The following is an 18,607-nucleotide window of genomic DNA, read 5'->3' on the forward strand; positions in this document are numbered from 1 at the left end:
TTGCGAACGAAGGGCTTGTCTGCTCTGCATCCAGCAGATCGGTCAGCCGTTATTGACCACCAGCCGCGGTTCGCCCTGCGCCACCAGGCGCGCGCGGATCGACGCCGCAATGCCCGTCGCATCCAGGCCGACGGACGCCAGCAGCGCCACTGGATCGCCCTGGTCGATGAAGTTGTCCGGCAGGCCGAGGTTCAGCACCGGCCTGGCGATGCCGGCCGCGGCCAGCGCTTCCATCACGGCGGCGCCGGCGCCGCCCATGATGCAGCCCTCTTCCACCGTCACCAGGAAGTCGTGTTCCTGCGCCAGGCGCTTGACCAGCTCGACGTCGAGCGGCTTCACGAAGCGCATGTTCGCTACCGTCGCATCGAGCTCCTCGCCGGCCTTCAGGCTCGGCGCCACCATCGAACCGAAGGCCAGGATCGCGACCTCTTTACCCGTGCGGCGCACTTCGCCCTTGCCGATCTCGATCGAGGTCAGGGCCTCGACGATCGGGGCGCCCACGCCGGCGCCGCGCGGATAGCGCACCGCGGCCGGGCCCGGATAGTGGTAAGCGGTGGTCAGCATCTGGCGGCATTCGTTTTCGCTTGATGCGGCCATCACGACCATGTTCGGAATGCAGCGCAGGTAGGCCAGGTCGTAGTTGCCGGCGTGGGTCGCGCCGTCGGCGCCGACCAGGCCCGCGCGGTCGAGCGCGAACGTCACGTCGAGGTTTTGCAGCGCCACGTCGTGGATCAGCTGGTCGTAGGCGCGCTGCAGGAAGGTCGAATAGATCGCGACCACCGGCTTGAGGCCCTCGGTGGCGATGCCGGCCCCGAAAGTCACCGAGTGCTGCTCGGCGATGCCGACGTCGAAGTAGCGCTCCGGATACTGCTGGTGGAAGCGCACCATGCCCGAGCCTTCGCGCATGGCGGGCGTGATGCCGACCAGGCGCTTGTCGGCGGCGGCCATGTCGCACAGCCAGTTGCCGAATACCTCGGTATAGGTGATCTTGCTCGGCGCGGTGGACGGCTTGATGCCCTCGAGGTGGTTGAACTTGCCGGTGCCGTGGTACAGGATCGGCTCGGCCTCGGCCAGCTTGTAGCCCTGGCCTTTCTTGGTCACCACGTGCAGGAATTGCGGGCCCTTGAGCTTCTTGATGTTTTCCAGCGTCGGGATCAGCGACTCGAGGTCGTGGCCGTCGATCGGGCCGATGTAGTTGAAGCCGAATTCCTCGAACATCGTGGCCGGGACCACCATGCCCTTGGCGTGCTCCTCGAGCTTGCGGGCAAGATCCAGCACCGGCGCGGGCAGCACGCTCTTGCCCACGTTCTTGGCGGCGGCATAGAACTGGCCCGACAGCAGGCGCGCCAGGTAGCGGTTCAGGGCGCCGACCGGCGGCGAGATCGACATGTCGTTGTCGTTCAGGATCACCAGCAGGTTGACGTCTTCCTGCACGCCCGCGTTATTGAGCGCCTCGAACGCCATGCCGGCGGTCATGGAGCCGTCGCCGATGACGGCGATCGCGTGGCGGTCCTCGCCTTTCAGCTTGGCCGCGGCGGCCATGCCCAGCGCGGCCGAGATCGAGGTCGACGAGTGGGCGGTGCCGAAGGTGTCGTATTCGCTCTCGTCGCGCTTCGGGAAGCCCGACAGGCCGTTCAGCTGGCGCAGGCTCGGCATGCGGCCGCGGCGACCGGTGAGGATCTTGTGCGAATAGGTCTGGTGGCCGACGTCCCATACGATGCGGTCGCGCGGTGTGTCGTACACATAGTGCAGCGCGATCGTCAGTTCCACCGTGCCCAGGTTGGACGACAGGTGGCCACCGGTCTTGGACACCGACTCGAGCAGGAACTGGCGCAGCTCGTGCGCCAATGGCGTGAGCTGGGTGCGCGGCAGCTTGCGCAGGTCGGATGGGTCGTTGATTTTTTCTAGCAGGTTCATTTAGGCCTTCCGCTGCACGATCAGGTCTGCCAGTTCGCGCAGACGCTGTGCTTTGTCTCCAAATGGCGCCAGCGCTTCGTGCGCGTCACGCCGCAGTTGCTCGGCCAGCGCGCGCGATGGCTCCAGGCCGAGGATCGACACATAGGTCGGTTTGTTATCGGCCGCGTCCTTGCCGGCGGTCTTGCCGAGCGTGGCCGAATCGGCGGTGGCGTCGAGCACGTCGTCGACCACCTGGAACGCCAGGCCGACCGCGCTCGAGTATGCATCGAGCGCCTCGCGTTCGTGCGGCGCCAGGTCGCGCCCGGCGAGCGCGCCGAGCAGCACCGAGACGCGCAGCATGGCGCCGGTCTTCAGTTGATGCATGCGCTCGAGCTGTTCACGGGTGAGCGACAGGCCGACGCTATCGAGGTCGATTGCCTGGCCGCCGCACATGCCGCTCGACCCCGCGGCCTCGGCCAGCAGGCGCACCATCGTCAGCTGGCGCGCCGGCGGCACGGTCGCGGTGTCGGTGCCGGCCACCACCTCGAAGGCCTGCGCCTGCAGGGTGTCGCCGACCAGCAGCGCGGTCGCTTCGTCATAGGCCACGTGCACCGTCGGCTTGCCGCGGCGCAGGGCGTCGTCGTCCATGCACGGCATGTCGTCGTGCACCAGCGAATACACGTGGATCATCTCGACCGCGCTCGCGACCCGGGCCAGCGCCGAGGGATCGGCGTCGAACAGCGCGCCGGCGGCATACGCCAGCAGCGGGCGCACGCGCTTGCCGCCGCCCAGCGTGGTGTAGCGCATTGCTTCGTGCAGCTTGTGGGGCACCCGCTCGGCTGGAGGCAGGAAGGCCTCGAGCGCCTGTTCGACCCTGGCCTGGACCTCGCGGGTCCAGGCGCTGAAATCCTGGGCCATCATCAGCTCGGGCTTCACTGCGCCTCCTCGTCGCTGAATGGCTTGAGCATGTCGCCTTCGAGTACCTTGACCTGGGACTCGACTTTCTCGAGCTGCGCCGCGCAATACTTGACCAGTTCGGAGCCGCGCGCATACGCCGCGACCGAGGCTTCCAGCGGCAAGGCGCCGGATTCCATCTGTGTCACGAGCTGGGCCAGTTCGGCCATCGCCTGCTCGAAGGATTGCGGTGCAGTTGCCACAGCAGCCGCTGCTGCCGGCGCGCTGTCCGCTGTCATATTCTTTGCCATAAGTCGGTATCGTGAGGGCGCCCAGTTGTGCGCCGTGGGTCAATCCAATCGCGTATTTTAGATCAATCCCACCCCACGGGGGGCGCACATTGCAGCATTCGCAATTAACAAGCGCGTCGAGAATCCGGCGGACGCCCCTCACCTGCTCATTTTCATCATGAAAACGATGCCTTCAGGGCAATATATCAATATCTGCACACCACAATCTCGCGCCGGCCCGAGACGGTAGGGCCTGTTCCACAGTATAATCTCCGGTTCTGTCCGAAATACCGTATTCCTCTACTTAAATACTGGTCTTTGGATTCTTTCTCTTCTTTGGAAGCTTACTTAAAGGGGGGTTGGGATGTCCGATCTGGCTACCCACGCCAAGCTGGCGCGCTCTAACGCACAGCTTCCGGTAAATGTGTACTTTGATGATGCGCTGCTCAAGCGCGAGATGCAGCAACTGTTCCACAATGGCCCGCGCTACATCGGCCATGAATTGATGGTGCCGGAAACCGGTGATTTCGCGACGCTCGCCTCCGAACACGAAGGCCGCATGCTGGTGCGTAACGCCGGCGGCATCGAAGTGCTGTCCAACGTCTGCCGTCACCGCCAGGCGTTGATGTTCAATGGCCGCGGCAATGCGAAGAACATCGTGTGCCCGCTGCACCGCTGGACCTATGACCTGAAGGGCGAATTGATCGGCGCACCGCATTTCGCGGACACGCCGTGCCTGAACCTGTCCAGGACGCCGCTGCAGAACTGGAACGGCCTGCTGTTCGAACAGAACGGCTACAACGTGATGGAGAAGCTGGGCCGCATGTCGGTGACGAAGGACCTGGACTTCACGGGCTATATGCTCGACCACGTCGAAGTCCACCAGTGCGACTACAACTGGAAGACCTTCATCGAGGTCTATCTCGAGGATTACCACGTCGAACCTTTCCATCCGGGACTGGGCAACTTCGTCTCGTGCGACGACCTGAAATGGGAATTCGGCAGCGACTACAGCGTGCAGACCGTGGGTGTGAACCGCGCGCTGCAGAAAGCCGGCTCGCCGGCGTACAAACGCTGGCAGGAGCAGGTCCTGAAGTTCAACAACGGCCAGCCACCCAAGTACGGCGCGATCTGGCTGACGCTGTACCCGAACATCATGGTCGAGTGGTACCCGAACGTGCTGGTGGTGTCGACCCTGTGGCCGGACGGCCCGCAGAAGACCCGCAACGTGGTCGAGTTCTACTACCCCGAAGAGATCGTGCTGTTCGAGCGCGAATTCGTCGAGGCCGAGCGCGCCGCCTATATGGAGACCGCGGTCGAGGACGATGAAATCGGCCTGCGCATGGACGCCGGCCGCAAGATCCTGCTGGCGCGCGGCGTCAATGAAGTCGGTCCTTACCAGTCGCCCATGGAAGACGGCATGCAGCACTTCCATGAGTGGTACCGCAGCAAAATCTCGTTGTAACCCTAGGTTGTAAAACCGGCGCCGCCCCGGCGCCCACGGACCGCGCGACCTCCAGGCCGCACGGTCCTTCACTGGAAATCCGATGGCTTCCCTCTGGATGTTGTACGCCAGCTTCGCGTTCGCCGCCATGGGCGCGGGCGTGAAGCTGGCTTCCGAGTTCTATTCCACCTCCGAACTGCTGATGTACCGGGGCCTGATCGGCACCCTCATCCTGCTGGTCATGGTGCGCCACCAGGGCGGCACCTTCAAGACCAATTTCGGCAAGGCCCACCTGTGGCGCAGCCTGGTCGGCGTGGTCTCGCTGTGGCTGTGGTTCTTCGCCATCGGCCGCCTGCCGCTGGCCACCGCCATGACGCTCAACTACATGGCGCCGATCTGGATCGCGGCCGGGATGTTTGCGATGGGCTGGTGGACCAGGACGAAACACGCCGAGTGGCCGCTCGTGCTGGCGATCGCCTCCAGCTTCTTCGGCGTGACGATGGTGCTGCAGCCGGCGGTCCAGACCAACCAGTGGCTGGGCGGCCTGGCCGGCGTGTGTTCGTCGATGATCTCGGCCATGGCCTATATGCAGGTGCGTAAACTTGGCCAGTTGGGCGAGCCCGAATACCGCGTGGTGTTCTATTTTTCGCTGACCACGACCCTGGTCGGCCTGTTCGCCACCGTGGCCGGCGACGGCCCGCAGGGCGCCCTGTTCCACGCGCACACGCTGTATGGCTTCCTGCTGCTGCTGGGGATCGGCGGCGCCGCCCTGATCGCCCAGATGTGCATGACCCGCGCCTACCGCGTCGGCAAGGTGCTGGTGGTGGCCAACCTGCAATACACCGGCATCGTGTTCTCCACGCTGTGGGGCCTGATCCTGTGGGGCGACGCCTTCGACTGGCATGTCTGGCTGGGCATCGGAGTGATCCTGGTCTCGGGACTGGCCGCGACGTTCTACAATACCCGCAAGACGGCGCGCGGCGCCGTCGTCAAGGACCAGGACCCCGTGGTCAGCGAATCGTAGAAGGAGCCCTTACCCATGTTCAAGACCCTGATTTCGGCCAGCGAGCTGGCCGCCCGCATCGACGACCCGAAGTGGGTCGTGGCGGACTGCCGCCACGACCTGATGAACCTCGCCGCCGGCCGCGACGGCTATGCCGTCGGCCACCTGCCGAACGCGGTATTCGCCGACATCGAGACCGTGCTGTCGGGCGCCAAGCGCGGCCCGGATGGCGTGTTCCTGGGCCGCCATCCGCTGCCCGAAAAAGAAGCGCTGGCCGACGCCTTGCGCTCGTTCGGCGTCGACGACGACACGCAGGTGGTGGCCTACGACGCCCACGGCGGCATGTTCGCGGCGCGCCTGTGGTGGCTGTTGCGCTGGCTGGGCCACGAGGCGGTCGCCGTGCTCGACGGCGGCATGGCGGCCTGGCAGGCGCTGGGTCAGCCCCTGTCGACCGAGGCCCCCGCCAGGCCGCGCGGTTCGCTGAGCGTGCGCGCGCCTTTCGTGCCGACCGTGACGGTGCGCGAGGTGATGGACAACCTGGACAGCGGCCAGCGCATCGTGATCGACGCCCGCGCTGCCGACCGCTTCCGCGGCGAGAACGAGACCATCGATCCGGTCGGCGGCCACATCCCGGGCGCGAAAAACCGCTTCTTCAAGGACAACCTGCAGGCCGATGGCCGGTTCAAGGATGCGCAGCAGCTGCGCACGGAATTCGGTGCGCTGGTCGACGATCCGCGGCAAGCCATCATGCAGTGCGGCTCGGGCGTGACCGCCTGCCACAACCTGCTGGCGCTGGAAGTGGCCGGCATGCCGGGCGCCAGCCTGTACCCGGGATCGTGGAGCGAGTGGGTCGGCGATCCGGCGCGGCCGGTCGCAAAAGGTGCTGATTGATATACAAAAGGGCTTCTTCGTGAAGCCCTGTTGTTTCAGAAGGCGTGCAGCGCCACCACGATCGCCACGCCCAGGCCGATCAGGAACACCTGCGGCACCGTCTCCTTCAATGTCGCCCGGCGCTGCATCTGCGGCATCAGGTCGCTCACCGCGATATAGATGAAGCCCGACGAGGCGAACACCAGCACGTAGGGAATCAGGCCGCTGGCCTGGTCCAGCGTGAAGTAGCCCAGCAGGCCGCCCGCCACCGCCAGCAGGCTGCACAGCAGGTTGAACACATAGGCGCGCAGGCGCGAGAAACCGGCGTTGAGCAGGACGATGAAGTCGCCGATTTCTTGCGGGATCTCGTGGGCGACGATGGCCAGCGCGGTCACGATGCCAACCTCCGGGTCGGCCAGGAAGGCCGCCGCGATCAGGATGCCGTCGGTGAAATTGTGCATGCCGTCGCCGAGCAGGATCATCCAGCCCGACTTGCCGGCCTCGCGCGCGTCATGGCCGTGGGCGTGGTGGTGCCCATCGCCTTCGTGGTGATGCGAATGGCGCAGCAGCGCCACTTTCTCGAGCAGGAAGAACGCCAGCAGGCCCGCCAGCAGGGTGGCGAACAGGCTCTTGATGTCGGCGCCCGATTCGAAGGCCTCGGGCAGTGCGTGCAGCAGCGAGGTCGCCAGCATGATGCCGACCGACAGGCTGACCATCTTCTCGACCACTTTCGACAGCAGGGCAAACGAGAAAAGGGCAGCCCCGGAAATGCTGACGACGCCGGCGATCACGGTCGCCAGCAGGATGGAACTCAGGGTCGGGTCGAAAAGCGGGTCGATTTGAAAGCCTCGTGTTCTGTTCTTGCGACGATCCGCAAACCGGGCATTGTACCGCTCCCGGCCCGCGGCCGTCTAAGGCTGAAGAGACAGGCCAGGTTCAGGCGTCAGGCGACGCCGTTCTTGCGGAACCAGGCCAGTGTGCGGTTCCAGCCGTCCGCCGCGTCGGCCGCGTTGAAGCTTGGCCGATAGTCCGCATGGAAGGCGTGACCCGACTCCGGATAGACATGGATGGTCGAGCGGCTGTTGCCCTTGTCGAGAGCGGCCTGCATGCGCGTGACCGTCTCCAGCGGGATGCCGGTGTCCTTGGCGCCGTACAGGCCCAGCACCGGCACTTTCAGGTTCTGGGCGACGTCGATCGGGTGCTTCGGCGTGAACGACGTCGCCTCGCCCACCAGGCGGCCGTACCAGGCCACCCCGGCCTTGACGTCCAGGTTGTGCGCCGCGTACAGCCAGGTGATGCGCCCGCCCCAGCAGAAGCCGGTGATGCCCAGCTTGGTGGTATCGCCGCCACGCTGCTTGGCCCAGTCGACGACCCTGTCGAGGTCGGACATGACCTGCGCGTCCGGCGTCTTCGAGACGATGTTCTTGATCAGGTCTGGGATCGCCTCGACCTTGCTTGCATCGCCCTGGCGCACGAACAGGTCGGGCGCGATCGCCATATAGCCCTGCTTGGCGAAGCGGCGCGCCACGTCCTTGATGTGTTCATGCACGCCGAAGATCTCGGAAATGACCAGGATGACCGGGACATCGGTCTTGCCGCGCGGCTGGGCGCGATACACCGGCACGTCCTGGCCCTCGATGACCAGGATGCTGTCGGCCGCATCGAGCCCTTCGGTATCGGTCTGGACCTGGGTCTGCGCGACCACCGGCAGCGCGGCCGCGGCGAAGCCGGCGCCGACCGCGGCCTTCAAAAAGTCGCGCCGCTGCACGCCGTCGTCGTAGGCGCTGGCGCCCAGCAGGCTGTTGCCGTCGTTGACGAGATCTTTCATGGATTTCCCCTTCTGGACAGTGTTGGACAGGCTTGCCAGTTTAGCATCGCTTGTGGGCGCTTGTACGCGCGCCAGGGATGGATGGCACAAGCCCGGTCCATGCAGAGGCCCAGGGGCGGGAGCGCGCCACCCGCAGCGCCAGCGACGACGAGGGATCGCGCCGCGCCGCATACCGTGACGCCGTCGGACGCGTGCATGCCATCCTCGTTCATGCCGCCACGCCACGCCGGCGCCGGGATCATGGCTGCCTGTCAGCCATCGTCCCGCTCGTCGTGATCAAGCCCTGGGAGGGATGCGCCGCATGAAACTGGCATATACGGTCGAGTGCTGCTGCCAACAAGTAGTTGAGAAAACACCGGCGCTCCCCGGACAGTCATGTTCGATCAGCCGCGCCATCGCTTCGACGCGGCGCGCGACGACGATTCAGCTGCCTGGCGCATGGGGCAAGCTGTGGATCGCCAGCTCGTTCCAGCCTGACTCGGCATCGGGTTCGCGCGCAAAGCGAACACCGGGCAAGACCGCCAGCAGGATCTCTGCTGTCGTGCGAACGATGCAGCCTGGCGCCACGTGGCCGCCCACCACGCGACCCTGCGCATCGGCTACCGAGACGTGCAGATGTCCGCCGTCGGGCGACAGGGATCCGGCCAGGGTGAGGATTTCAAGGTCGCCGCGTAATTCGATGGCGTCATCCTTGCCAGCCAATCGAATCCGGGCGACGCTCAGGCTGCCGATCCCCTGCACCACGAACGCGGCGCCAAGCCCTGCGTCGAGCAGGATCGCATCGAGCGCAGTGCGCAGGTCTTGTTGCGGGCGAAGGCGAATCGGGAGCGCTTGCATGGGAACGGACCGGCGAACTCAGTGCGCCTCTTCCCAGTTCTTGCCGACGCCGGTCTCGGCCAGCAGCGGAACATTCAGCCTGGCCACGCCCGCCATCAGTTCCGGCAGCTTGACCCGCACCAGTTCCAGCTCGCCTTCCGGCACCTCGAGCACCAGTTCGTCGTGCACCTGCATGATCATGCGGGTACCCAGCTTGTCGGCCTCCAGCCAACCCTGGACGGCAATCATCGCCAGCTTGATCAGGTCGGCCGCCGTGCCCTGCATCGGCGCATTGATCGCGGCGCGTTCGGCGCCGGCGCGGCGGGGGCCGTTCGGCGAATTGATCTCCGGGAGCCACAGGCGGCGGCCGAACACGGTCTCGACATAGCCGCGCGCCTTCGCTTCCAGGCGCGTGTTGTCCATGTACTGCTTCACGCCCGAAAAGCGCGCGAAATAACGCTCGATATAGTTGGCGGCCGCGGCGCGTTCGATGCCCAGGTTCCCGGCCAGGCCGAAGGCGCTCATGCCGTAGATCAGGCCGAAGTTGATGACCTTGGCGTAGCGGCGCTGTTCGCTTTGCACGTCGCTTGGCGGAACGCCGAAGATCTCGGCGGCGGTGGCGCGGTGGATGTCCTCGCCGTCGGCAAACGCTTTCAACATCGCCGCATCGCCCGAGATATGCGCCATGATGCGCAGCTCGATCTGCGAATAGTCGGCCGAGACGATCACGTGTCCCGGCGCGGCGATGAACGCCTCGCGGATGCGGCGGCCTTCGGCGTTGCGCACCGGGATGTTCTGCAGGTTCGGTTCGTTCGAGGACAGGCGTCCGGTGATGGCCACCGCCTGCGCGTAATTGGTGTGCACGCGGCCCGTGTTCGGGTTGACCATCTTCGGCAGCTTGTCGGTATAGGTCGACTTGAGCTTGGACATGCCGCGGTGCTCGAGCAGGATCTTCGGCAACGGATAATCCTCGGCCAGCTTCTGCAGCACTTCCTCGTCGGTCGACGGCGCGCCGGTCGCGGTCTTCTTGATCACCGGCAGGCCGAGCTTACCGAAGAAGATCTCGCCGATCTGTTTCGGCGAACCCAGGTTGAACGGGCCGCCGGCCGCTTCGTAGGCCTGCTGTTCCAGCTCCATCATGCGCTTGCCCAGTTCGCCCGACTGCACGTCGAGCAGCGCACTGTCGATCAGCACGCCGTTGCGCTCGATCTTGTGCAGTACTTCCATGGTCGGCATCTCGATCTCGCGGTAGATATAGGCGAGGCCCTTGTCCTTCTCGACCTCCGGCAGCATGCTCTGGTGCAGGCGCAGGGTGATGTCCGAATCCTCGCCCGCGTATTCGGTGGCGCGCGCCAGCTCGACCTGGTCGAAGCAGATCTGCTTGGCGCCCTTGCCGCACACGTCCACATAGGGAATCGTGGTGTAGCCCAAATGGCGCATCGCCATCGTGTCCATATCGTGCGGCTTGTGCGATTCGAACACATACGACTGCAGCAGCGTGTCGTGCACGATGCCCTTCAGGGTCACGCCGTGGTTGGCGAAGATATGCATGTCGTACTTGAGGTTCTGGCCCAGCTTCGGCTTGGCCGGATTCTCGAGCCAGGCGCGCATTTTGTCCAGCACGTGCTCGCGCGACAGCTGGTCGGGCGCGCCGGCATAGCGGTGCGCCACCGGGATGTAGGCGCCCTTGCCGGTCTCGACCGACAGCGAGATGCCGACCATCTCGGCCGTCATCGGGTCGAGCGAGGTGGTTTCGGTATCGACCGAGGTCAGCGCCGCCGCATTCACCAGCGCCAGCCATTTGTCGAGCTGTTCGTCGGTCAGGATGGTTTCGTATTCGCCCTTGATGACCGGCATGCCGGCCAGCGTGGCCGCGCCTTCCGGCGAGTTCAGCGGCCCGCCCCCCGGCGCGCTGCCGGCGGCCGGACGCACGCTGCCGTCACCCGGTTTCGCGCCGCCCAGGTCGCGCAACATGGTCTTGAAGCCGTAGCGCTGGAAAAAGTCGCGCAGCGCCTCGGCGTCTTCCGGACGGGCGACCAGCGACTCTTCGAACGAAATCACGTGCTTGACCAGGTCGCAGTCGGTCTTGACGGTGATCAGCTCGCGGCCTTTCGGCAGCCACTCCAGGGCCGCCTGCAGGTTGGCGCCGACGGCGCCGCCGATGCTGGCCGCATTCTCGATCACGCCATCCAGCGAGCCGTGCAGGGTGAGCCACTTGACCGCCGTCTTGGGGCCGCACTTGGCCACGCCCGGCACGTTGTCGACGGTGTCGCCGACCAGGGTCAGGTAGTCGATGATGCGGTTCGGCGCGACGCCGAATTTCGCCAGCACGCCGGCCTCGTCCATGCGCTCGTTGGTCATGGTATTGATCAGCATGACTTTATCGTTGACCAATTGCGCCAGGTCCTTGTCGCCGGTCGAAACCACGGTCTTCATGCCGCGCGCCGTCGCCTGCACGGCCAGGGTGCCGATCACGTCATCGGCTTCGACGCCATCGACCATCAGGATCGGCCAGCCCATATAGCGCACCACTTCGTGGATCGGTTCGATCTGCTTGCCCAGGTCTTCCGGCATCGACGCGCGCGTCGCCTTGTATTCGGGATACAGGTCGTCACGGAACGTCTTGCCCTTGGCATCGAAGACGCAGGCGATATAGGCCGCCGGGAAATCGGCGCGCAGGCGGCGCAGCATATTGACCATGCCATGCATGGCGCCGGTCGGGAAGCCATCGGGGCTGCGCAGGTCGGGCAGCGCGTGGTAGGCGCGATAGAGATAACTGGAACCGTCAACGAGCAGCAGGGTATTGTCCATAGGGGGTGACATTCAGGATTCGGCAGGCGGCGCCATTGGTGGCGCCAGGGTAACCCTCATTATCGCAGAATCCGCATGAGCGGCCGCGCCTGTGCCTTGATGTCATTTCGCTGCCGCAAACATAGGCTTTTGGCACACTTTTCACAGGGAAGCGGCGCTGTTTGCTACAATGGATTAAACGACATTAGGTGACTATCATGCTGCGCTCGACACCCCGCTTTGCCCTCCTGGCGCTCTGCCTGCTCGCCCACGCCGGCTTCGCCGCGGCCCAGCAGTCGACGCTGCCCCCGACGCAACCGACGCCGACGCCGCCGCAGAACCAGCAGCGTCCCAGCGATGCACCGCCCCAGCTCGAGCGCATCGAGCCGGGCAGCGATACACCGGCCACCACGATTCCACCGCGCGAGCGCACCAAGATCAACGAGCGTCGCAGCAACGATGGTACGGTCACCCAGGTCGAGGTAGAGAGCGGTCCGAGCCGCTACATCATGAAGCCTAACGTTGCACCTGGTAATGCCCAACCCGGCGATGCCACCAGCAACAATATCCGTGCCCCACAATGGACGGTGATGGAATTCGACTTTGGCAATCCCAAGAAGCAGGACACAGCCGAGCAGCCGGTCGCGCCGGCGCCCGCTCGTCCGGGCGTTCCCGCCCGCGCCGACGTGCCGCCGCCGCCCGCGCTGGAGCCGACCACCAAACAATGATCCCAACAGCCGCGGCGCAAGGCCGCGGCGGCGGGCTCTCACCTACTCTTTTGCTAGCACATGGCAGTATTTACCGCGATCTCGCTGGATGACCTTCACCAGTGGATCAAGCAGTACCCGCTCGGCCAAGCCGTCGGGCTCGAAGGCATTTCCTCCGGCATCGACAACAGCAATTTTTTCCTGAATACGGCGCAGGGTGCTCAGTCCGGCCAGTATGTGCTGACGATCTTCGAGAACCTGCGCTTCGACCAGCTCCCCTTCTACGTCAAGCTGATGGCCCACCTTGCCGAGCGCGGCATTCCCGTGCCGGCGCCCGTCCCGAATGTGGACGGCGAGCTCGTCGTGACCCTGCAGGGCAAGCCGGCGATCATCGTCAGCCGCCTGCAAGGCAGCTCGCAGCTCGACCCGCAGCCGGTGCACTGTGGCGAAGTCGGCCGCATGCTGGCGCGCATGCACCTGGCGGCCCAGGATTTCGCATTGCACCAGCCGAACCTGCGTGGCCTCGACTGGTGGGTGGACACCGCTCCCACCGTCCTGCCGTTCCTGACCGGGGCCGAAGCCGCGCTATTGCGCAGCGAGGTCAGCTACCAGGCCGAATTCGCCGCTGGCGCGACCTATGCGAGGCTCGCACGCGGTCCCGTGCATGCCGACCTGTTCCGTAACAACGTCATGTTCGAGGGCGAGCGCCTGAGCGGCTGCTTCGACTTCTATTTCGCCGGCGTCGACACCTGGCTGTACGACGTCGCCGTGACCGTCAACGACTGGTGCGTCGACCTGGCCACCGGGACTCTCGACGAAGCCCGCGTGCGCGCGCTGCTGGCGGCCTATCATGCGGTGCGACCATTCACGAGCGACGAGCAAGTCGCCTGGCAGCCGATGCTGCGCGCCGGCGCCCTTCGCTTCTGGCTGTCGCGCCTGTATGATCTGCATCTTCCCCGTGCGGCCGAGCTGCTCACGCCGCACGATCCGACCCATTTCGAACGCATCCTGCGCGAGCGCATCGCTTGCCCGGCGCCGAACTTGCCCTAAATGAACAATTTGCCTGCTATTACCGGCTGGATCTGGCTCAAACGCGGCGCCAGCCTGTTCCGTCAACAACCCGCGGCCCTGACCACGCTGCTGTTCGCCAACATCCTGGTCAGCATCCTGATCAGCGCCGTGCCGCTGCTGGGGCCGATGGTGGCGGTGGTCTTGATCCCGTCGTTCTCGATGGCGTTCATGATGGCGTGCTCGCTGATCGAGAGCGGCCAGCGGGTCTCGCCCGCCGTGCTGCTGACGGGTTTCCGCAAGCCGGTGCTGCGCGAACTGTGCAAGGTCGGCGTGGTCTACCTGGGCGTGTCGCTGGTGCTGGCGCTGGTCACCCGCTTCGCCGTCGATCCCGGATTCTGGGAGCAGGTGCGGGCGCAAGGCACGACCGGCACCCCGGCGGTGCTGGCGGGCTCGGACGTACTGGCGATGTTCCTGATCTTCGCGCTCGACGTGGCGGCGCTCATTTCGCTGTGCTTCGCGGCCCCGCTGACCTACTGGCAGAAGATGCCGCCGTTCAAGGCGGTGTTCTACAGCTTCTTTGCCGTGAAACGCAGCGCGGGCGTGTTCCTGGTGCTGCTGCTGGCCTGGTTCGCGATCTTCTTTGCAGTGTGCATGGTGATCGCCATGCTGCTGGGTGGGAATAGTCTCGCGCGGGTGGTGATCATGTGGGTGATCTTCCTGTTCATCCTGCTGCTGCAGTGCGCGATGTATGCGGGGTATCGGGAGATTTTCGGCAAGCCGGAGTCGGCGCCCGCCGACAAGGTCAGCCTGGAAAAGTGATGGGTTGACGCAGGGTCGGTGGCTGCGCCGCCGACCCTGCGTCGTTTCAGCGGCCGAGCTTCTCGAGCTTGGCGATCGACAGGTCCAGCACCTTCATGCCGGCCGAACCGAAATTGATCTGGGCCCGCGCCGCGCCGGCGCCGCCTTCGATATTGACGATCACGCCCTCGCCGAACTTGGCGTGGGCCACCGACTCGCCCACGCGCCAACCGGTGCCATTGCCCGATTTTTGCGTGATCTGCTGCGCGATCTTGTTATCGCTGCCACCGTCGCGGAACTTGGCGTCGTCCCAGGCCGTTGTCTGCTTGCGGCCGCCGAACCAGGCGGTTTGCACGCGCGGCGACAGCCACTTGAGCGCTTCTTCGGGCAGTTCGTCGAAGAAGCGCGATTTCATGTTGAAGCGGGTCTGGCCGTGCAGCATGCGCTGCTGGGTAAAGCTCATGTACAGGCGGCGCCGCGCGCGCGTGATCGCCACGTACATCAGGCGCCGTTCTTCATCGACACCCTCGGCCTCGCGCGCGCTGCTCTCGTGCGGGAACAGGCCTTCTTCGAGGCCGGTGATGAAGACCGCGTCGAATTCCAGGCCCTTGGCCGAGTGCACCGTCATCAGTTGCAGCGCCTCTTGCCCGGCCTGGGCCTGGGCGTCGCCCGCCTCGAGCGAGGCATGCGACAGGAAGGCCGACAGGGGCGACATCACGGTCGGCAGCGGCGCGCCGCCGTCGAGGATCTCGATGCCATCCTGGTAGACCACCGCCTCGCCGGCCTGGGCCTGGGATGGCGGGCCGAGGTGGGCCGGGGCGCCAATGCCGAACCCTTCTTCTTGCACGAACTGGGTCGCCGCGTTGACCATCTGCTCCAGGTTCTCGATGCGGTCGGCGCCTTCTTTCTCGTTGGCGTAATGCGTGAGCAGCGTGCTGCGCTCGAGCACCACGCGCACCAGCTCGGGCAGCGGTAGTTGCTGGGTCTCGAAACGGGCGCCTTCGATCAGCTTGACGAAGCCGCCCAGCACCGTGCCGGCCTTGCCGGTCATGTAGGGCACCGCGGCGTACAGCGAGATGCCATGGCTGTCGGCCGCCATCTGCAGCTGCTCGATCGAGCGCGCGCCGATGCCGCGGGTGGGGAAGTTCACCACCCGCAGGAAGGCCGAATCGTTGTGCGGGTTGTCCATCAGCTGCAGGTAGGCGATGGCGTGCTTGACCTCGGCGCGCTGGAAGTAGCGCAGGCCGCCGTACACGGTGTAGGGAATGCCGGCAGCGAACAGCGCATGCTCGATCACCCGGCTCTGGGCATTGCTGCGGTACAGCACCGCGATCTCGTTGCGCGGCATGCCTTCATGCATGAGGCTTTTTGCCTCCTCGATGATCCACTGCGCTTCTTCGAGGTCGGACGAGGCTTCGTAGACCCGCACCGGTTCGCCCTGGCCCGCATCCGTGCGCAGGTTCTTGCCCAGGCGCTTGGTGTTATTGGCGATCAGGTAATTGGCGCTGTCGAGGATATGGCCGTGCGAGCGGTAGTTCTGCTCGAGCTTGATCAGGTTCTTGACCTGGTAGTCGCGCTCGAAGGCCGACATATTGCCGACGTTGGCGCCGCGGAAGGCATAGATGCTCTGGTCGTCGTCGCCCACGGCGAAGATGGCGCCGCCGCCGGTCTCGCCCTGCCCCGCCAGCAGTTTCAGCAGGTTGTATTGCAGGTCGTTGGTATCCTGGAACTCGTCGACCAGGATGTGGCGGAAACGCATCTGGTAATGATGGCGCAGCGGGCCGTTGCGCGCCAGCAGCTCGTAGGAACGCAGCAGCAGTTCGGCGAAGTCGACGACGCCTTCGCGCTGGCACTGCTGGTCGTACAACTCGTACAGCTCGACCATGCGGCGCTCGATCGGATCGTAGGCCTCGACCTGCGAGGCGCGCAGGCCCTGGTCCTTGGCGTTGTTGATGAAGTACATCAGGTTCTTGGCCGGGTACTTCTCGTCGTCGACGTTGTGCGCCTTGAGCATGCGCTTGATGAGCGACAACTGGTCTTGCGAGTCGAGGATCTGGAAGGTCTGCGGCAGCGCGGCGTCGCGGTAGTGCGTGCGCAGCAGGCGGTTGCACAGGCCGTGGAAGGTGCCGATCCACATGCCGCGCGTATTGATCGGCAGCATGGCCGACAGGCGCGTGAGCATCTCCTTCGCGGCCTTGTTCGTGAACGTCACCGCCATGATGCCGGCCGGCGAGACCTGGTTGGTCTGGATCAGCCAGGCGATGCGCGTGGTCAGCACGCGCGTCTTGCCGGAACCGGCGCCGGCAAGGATCAGCGCGCTCTGCGAAGGCAGTGTAACCGCGGCAAGTTGTTCGGGATTGAGGTTGTGAAGGAGGGTCTGCATCCGGCCATTATACCGCCGTGATTTACTGTATGCCCATCCAGTTTCGTTGCGCGAGCGGCGCGCAGGCGGCTTATACGCGCCTGATCAACATGGCGACATTGAACGCGTCATCGGCGCGCACGACGACCCGCTGGCCGACCACCGCGGTGCGTACCGGTGCGGCCAGGACGTCGTCGCCGCTGGTCAACCTGGTCAGCACACGCAGGTGGCCGCCATGGTCCACGCGGACGATCGTGAATTCCAGGCTCCATGGCGTGCCGGCATGCACGCCGTGGAGCTTGATGCGCTCGGCATTCTGCGCGACCACCACCGGCTCGCTGACCTCGCCGAACATGTCCAGCTTGAGCGCGACTTCGAATCCCGTATGCTGGTTGGTGTGACCGATCCCGGCCGGAGGCCAGGGGCGGGCTTGCGCGGCGGAACCGGCCATGCCTGCCAATGCGGGAAGCGGCAGGGCGAGGCAAAGTCGACGGCGCATGCCGTTGGCGGATGTTGCGCTCATGGAAGTCACTCTCAGGGGTTTCAGGATGATCCCATCATCGCACCTTGCTTCCCGGAGAACAATGCCGTCCGCATGAATTGAGGTTGTCAGCCTTCCGCGCGCGTCTTCTGGTATTGGGGCAGGCCGTCCTGCAGCATCAACCAGCTCAGCCGGCTGCGCGCATAGGTATGGTCGGCCGGCGGAACCAGCTCTGGATCGTCGAGGCTGGCAGTGGCGAGGTCGATCTCGTCGGGCCAGCGTTCATCGTGCCAGGTGAGCGTCGTGCCGCAGGAAGGGCAAAAGCTGCGCAGCGCGTGCTCGCTGGAGCGGAACCGCTGCGGCGCGCTGGCGGTCCAATGCAGGCTTGTCGTCTTGACGCTGAACCAGGCAATGGCCGGGGCGCCGGACGCCTTGCGGCAATCCGAGCAATGGCACAGCGTGCTGTTGAAAGGGTCGCCATGCGCCTCGTAGCGCACCGCCCCGCAGAAGCATCCCCCTTGCAAGCTCATCTGACCTCCTCCTGCCGCATCGTCTTTGATTTCACTCAGGAAACCGTATTAATATCGCGCAACTTCTCTCAAATGCCATTTCCCAGCCGCGCGCCCCTCCCTTGTCTTTTCGCTTATTTTAATGACAGATTCGCGACAAGGTCGCGAAACCCGTCGTATGTGCATTCCACGGGCTGCGTTTCATGTTGGCTTGGTCGAACATGGTCGCGGCCCACCACCAAGGAGAACACTATGTTGAGTCGTGTAATTACCGTGGCCGCACTGGCCGCTGGCGGCGTCCTGCTGTCGAAGAAGTTCAAGCAAAACCGTGGCTTTGGCGCCAGCTCGTCGATCGTCGAAACGATCGAAGTCAACGTGCCTGTGCGTACTGCCTACAACCAGTTCACCCAGTTCGAGGATTTCCCGCAATTCATGAAGAGCGTGAAAGAGATTCGCCAGCTGGACGACAAGCACCTGCACTGGAAGGCCAACGTGGCCGGCGAGGACAAGGAATGGGATGCCGAGATCACCGAGCAGATCCCGGACAACCGCATCGCGTGGCGCAGCGTCACCGGCGTCAAGAACGGTGGCGTGGTCACCTTCCACAAGATCTCCGACACCGTCACCCGCATCGCGTTGCAGATGGACTACGAGCCGGAAGGCCCGCTCGAAACCCTGGGCGACGCCCTGGGCGCCGTGCGCATGGAAGCACGTTCGAACCTGGCCAACTTCAAGGAGCTGCTCGAGAAGCGTGGCAGCGAGACTGGCGGCTGGCGCGGGAAGATCGACCAGCATTGATCGACGTCCGATCCCCTGTCGTGGTGGGGGGCCGGGCGGCCACACGCCACCCCCGCCGGAAGACAGCCGCCGGGGGGTTTTAGCCCTAGGGCGGGGCCGGGACAACCACA

General features: G+C 65.0%; 17 protein-coding genes. 7 read left to right on the forward strand and 10 right to left on the reverse strand.

Features of this window, described 5'->3' with window-relative positions; genetic code table 11:
• Positions 1 to 42: 42 nt before the first annotated feature.
• The 3 genes from dxs to AC56KW_RS07380 are packed head-to-tail and all read right to left on the reverse strand — an operon-like array spanning position 43 to position 3,089.
• On the reverse strand, positions 43 to 1,917 hold the full coding sequence (gene dxs, locus AC56KW_RS07370; protein ID WP_497170085.1) for a 1-deoxy-D-xylulose-5-phosphate synthase: 1,875 nt from the start codon (positions 1,915 to 1,917) through the stop codon (positions 43 to 45).
• Positions 1,918 to 2,817, reverse strand: a complete 900-nt coding sequence (locus AC56KW_RS07375) for a polyprenyl synthetase family protein (protein ID WP_497170234.1) — start codon at positions 2,815 to 2,817, stop codon at positions 1,918 to 1,920.
• A gap of 11 nt (positions 2,818 to 2,828) precedes the next feature.
• Entirely contained in the window at positions 2,829 to 3,089 is a 261-nt protein-coding gene (locus AC56KW_RS07380; protein WP_497170086.1) for an exodeoxyribonuclease VII small subunit, read from the reverse strand.
• Positions 3,090 to 3,444: 355 nt separating this feature from the next.
• Here AC56KW_RS07380 and AC56KW_RS07385 point away from each other — a divergent pair, with 355 nt between their 5' ends.
• The 3 genes from AC56KW_RS07385 to AC56KW_RS07395 all read left to right on the forward strand — a co-directional run bounded on the left by AC56KW_RS07385 (position 3,445) and on the right by AC56KW_RS07395 (position 6,418).
• The gene (locus tag AC56KW_RS07385) at positions 3,445 to 4,545 is read left to right on the forward strand and encodes an aromatic ring-hydroxylating oxygenase subunit alpha (RefSeq protein ID WP_497170087.1); all 1,101 of its coding nucleotides are present in this window, start codon (positions 3,445 to 3,447) and stop codon (positions 4,543 to 4,545) included.
• Positions 4,546 to 4,627: 82 nt separating this feature from the next.
• A complete protein-coding gene (locus AC56KW_RS07390; RefSeq protein WP_497170088.1) occupies positions 4,628 to 5,548 on the forward strand; it encodes a DMT family transporter in 921 nt (306 codons plus the stop codon).
• A gap of 15 nt (positions 5,549 to 5,563) precedes the next feature.
• Positions 5,564 to 6,418, forward strand: a complete 855-nt coding sequence (locus tag AC56KW_RS07395) for a sulfurtransferase (RefSeq protein ID WP_497170089.1) — start codon at positions 5,564 to 5,566, stop codon at positions 6,416 to 6,418.
• A 35-nt stretch (positions 6,419 to 6,453) separates the two neighbouring features.
• Here the strand turns inward: AC56KW_RS07395 and AC56KW_RS07400 are convergent, their stop codons facing one another.
• The 4 genes from AC56KW_RS07400 to polA form a co-directional block, all read right to left on the reverse strand.
• Positions 6,454 to 7,188 carry a ZIP family metal transporter gene (locus AC56KW_RS07400; RefSeq protein WP_137175510.1) on the reverse strand — a complete coding sequence of 245 codons (735 nt, stop codon included), beginning with the start codon at positions 7,186 to 7,188 and terminating at the stop codon, positions 6,454 to 6,456.
• A gap of 152 nt (positions 7,189 to 7,340) precedes the next feature.
• Positions 7,341 to 8,225 (reverse strand): dienelactone hydrolase family protein, encoded by an 885-nt coding sequence (locus AC56KW_RS07405; protein ID WP_497170090.1) that lies wholly within the window; start codon positions 8,223 to 8,225, stop codon positions 7,341 to 7,343.
• A 423-nt stretch (positions 8,226 to 8,648) separates the two neighbouring features.
• The gene (locus AC56KW_RS07410; RefSeq protein WP_497170091.1) at positions 8,649 to 9,062 is read right to left on the reverse strand and encodes a PPC domain-containing DNA-binding protein; all 414 of its coding nucleotides are present in this window, start codon (positions 9,060 to 9,062) and stop codon (positions 8,649 to 8,651) included.
• A gap of 18 nt (positions 9,063 to 9,080) precedes the next feature.
• The gene (polA, locus tag AC56KW_RS07415; RefSeq protein WP_497170235.1) at positions 9,081 to 11,852 is read right to left on the reverse strand and encodes a DNA polymerase I; all 2,772 of its coding nucleotides are present in this window, start codon (positions 11,850 to 11,852) and stop codon (positions 9,081 to 9,083) included.
• A gap of 197 nt (positions 11,853 to 12,049) precedes the next feature.
• On the opposite strand from polA, the gene AC56KW_RS07420 reads away from it, so the two are divergent.
• The 3 genes from AC56KW_RS07420 to AC56KW_RS07430 are packed head-to-tail and all read left to right on the forward strand — an operon-like array spanning position 12,050 to position 14,368.
• Positions 12,050 to 12,559 carry a hypothetical protein gene (locus AC56KW_RS07420; protein WP_497170236.1) on the forward strand — a complete coding sequence of 170 codons (510 nt, stop codon included), beginning with the start codon at positions 12,050 to 12,052 and terminating at the stop codon, positions 12,557 to 12,559.
• 60 nt (positions 12,560 to 12,619) lie between these two features.
• Positions 12,620 to 13,588, forward strand: coding sequence for a homoserine kinase (locus AC56KW_RS07425; protein WP_497170092.1), 969 nt, complete (start codon positions 12,620 to 12,622; stop codon positions 13,586 to 13,588).
• Positions 13,589 to 14,368: a BPSS1780 family membrane protein gene (locus AC56KW_RS07430; RefSeq protein WP_497170093.1), complete on the forward strand. Its 780-nt coding sequence runs from the start codon at positions 13,589 to 13,591 to the stop codon at positions 14,366 to 14,368.
• 46 nt (positions 14,369 to 14,414) lie between these two features.
• Here the strand turns inward: AC56KW_RS07430 and AC56KW_RS07435 are convergent, their stop codons facing one another.
• The 3 genes from AC56KW_RS07435 to AC56KW_RS07445 all read right to left on the reverse strand — a co-directional run bounded on the left by AC56KW_RS07435 (position 14,415) and on the right by AC56KW_RS07445 (position 17,720).
• Complete coding sequence (locus tag AC56KW_RS07435; protein WP_497170094.1) at positions 14,415 to 16,730, reverse strand: UvrD-helicase domain-containing protein; 2,316 nt, start codon at positions 16,728 to 16,730, stop codon at positions 14,415 to 14,417.
• A gap of 70 nt (positions 16,731 to 16,800) precedes the next feature.
• Entirely contained in the window at positions 16,801 to 17,232 is a 432-nt protein-coding gene (locus AC56KW_RS07440) for a hypothetical protein (protein WP_497170095.1), read from the reverse strand.
• Between the two features lie 86 nt (positions 17,233 to 17,318).
• Positions 17,319 to 17,720: a GFA family protein gene (locus AC56KW_RS07445; RefSeq protein WP_497170096.1), complete on the reverse strand. Its 402-nt coding sequence runs from the start codon at positions 17,718 to 17,720 to the stop codon at positions 17,319 to 17,321.
• Positions 17,721 to 17,951: 231 nt separating this feature from the next.
• Between AC56KW_RS07445 and AC56KW_RS07450 the strand changes: the two genes are divergently transcribed.
• A complete protein-coding gene (locus AC56KW_RS07450; protein WP_497170097.1) occupies positions 17,952 to 18,497 on the forward strand; it encodes an SRPBCC family protein in 546 nt (181 codons plus the stop codon).
• The last annotated feature ends 110 nt before the right edge of the window (positions 18,498 to 18,607 follow it).

This window comes from Telluria sp. RT2P19, assembly GCF_059685725.1.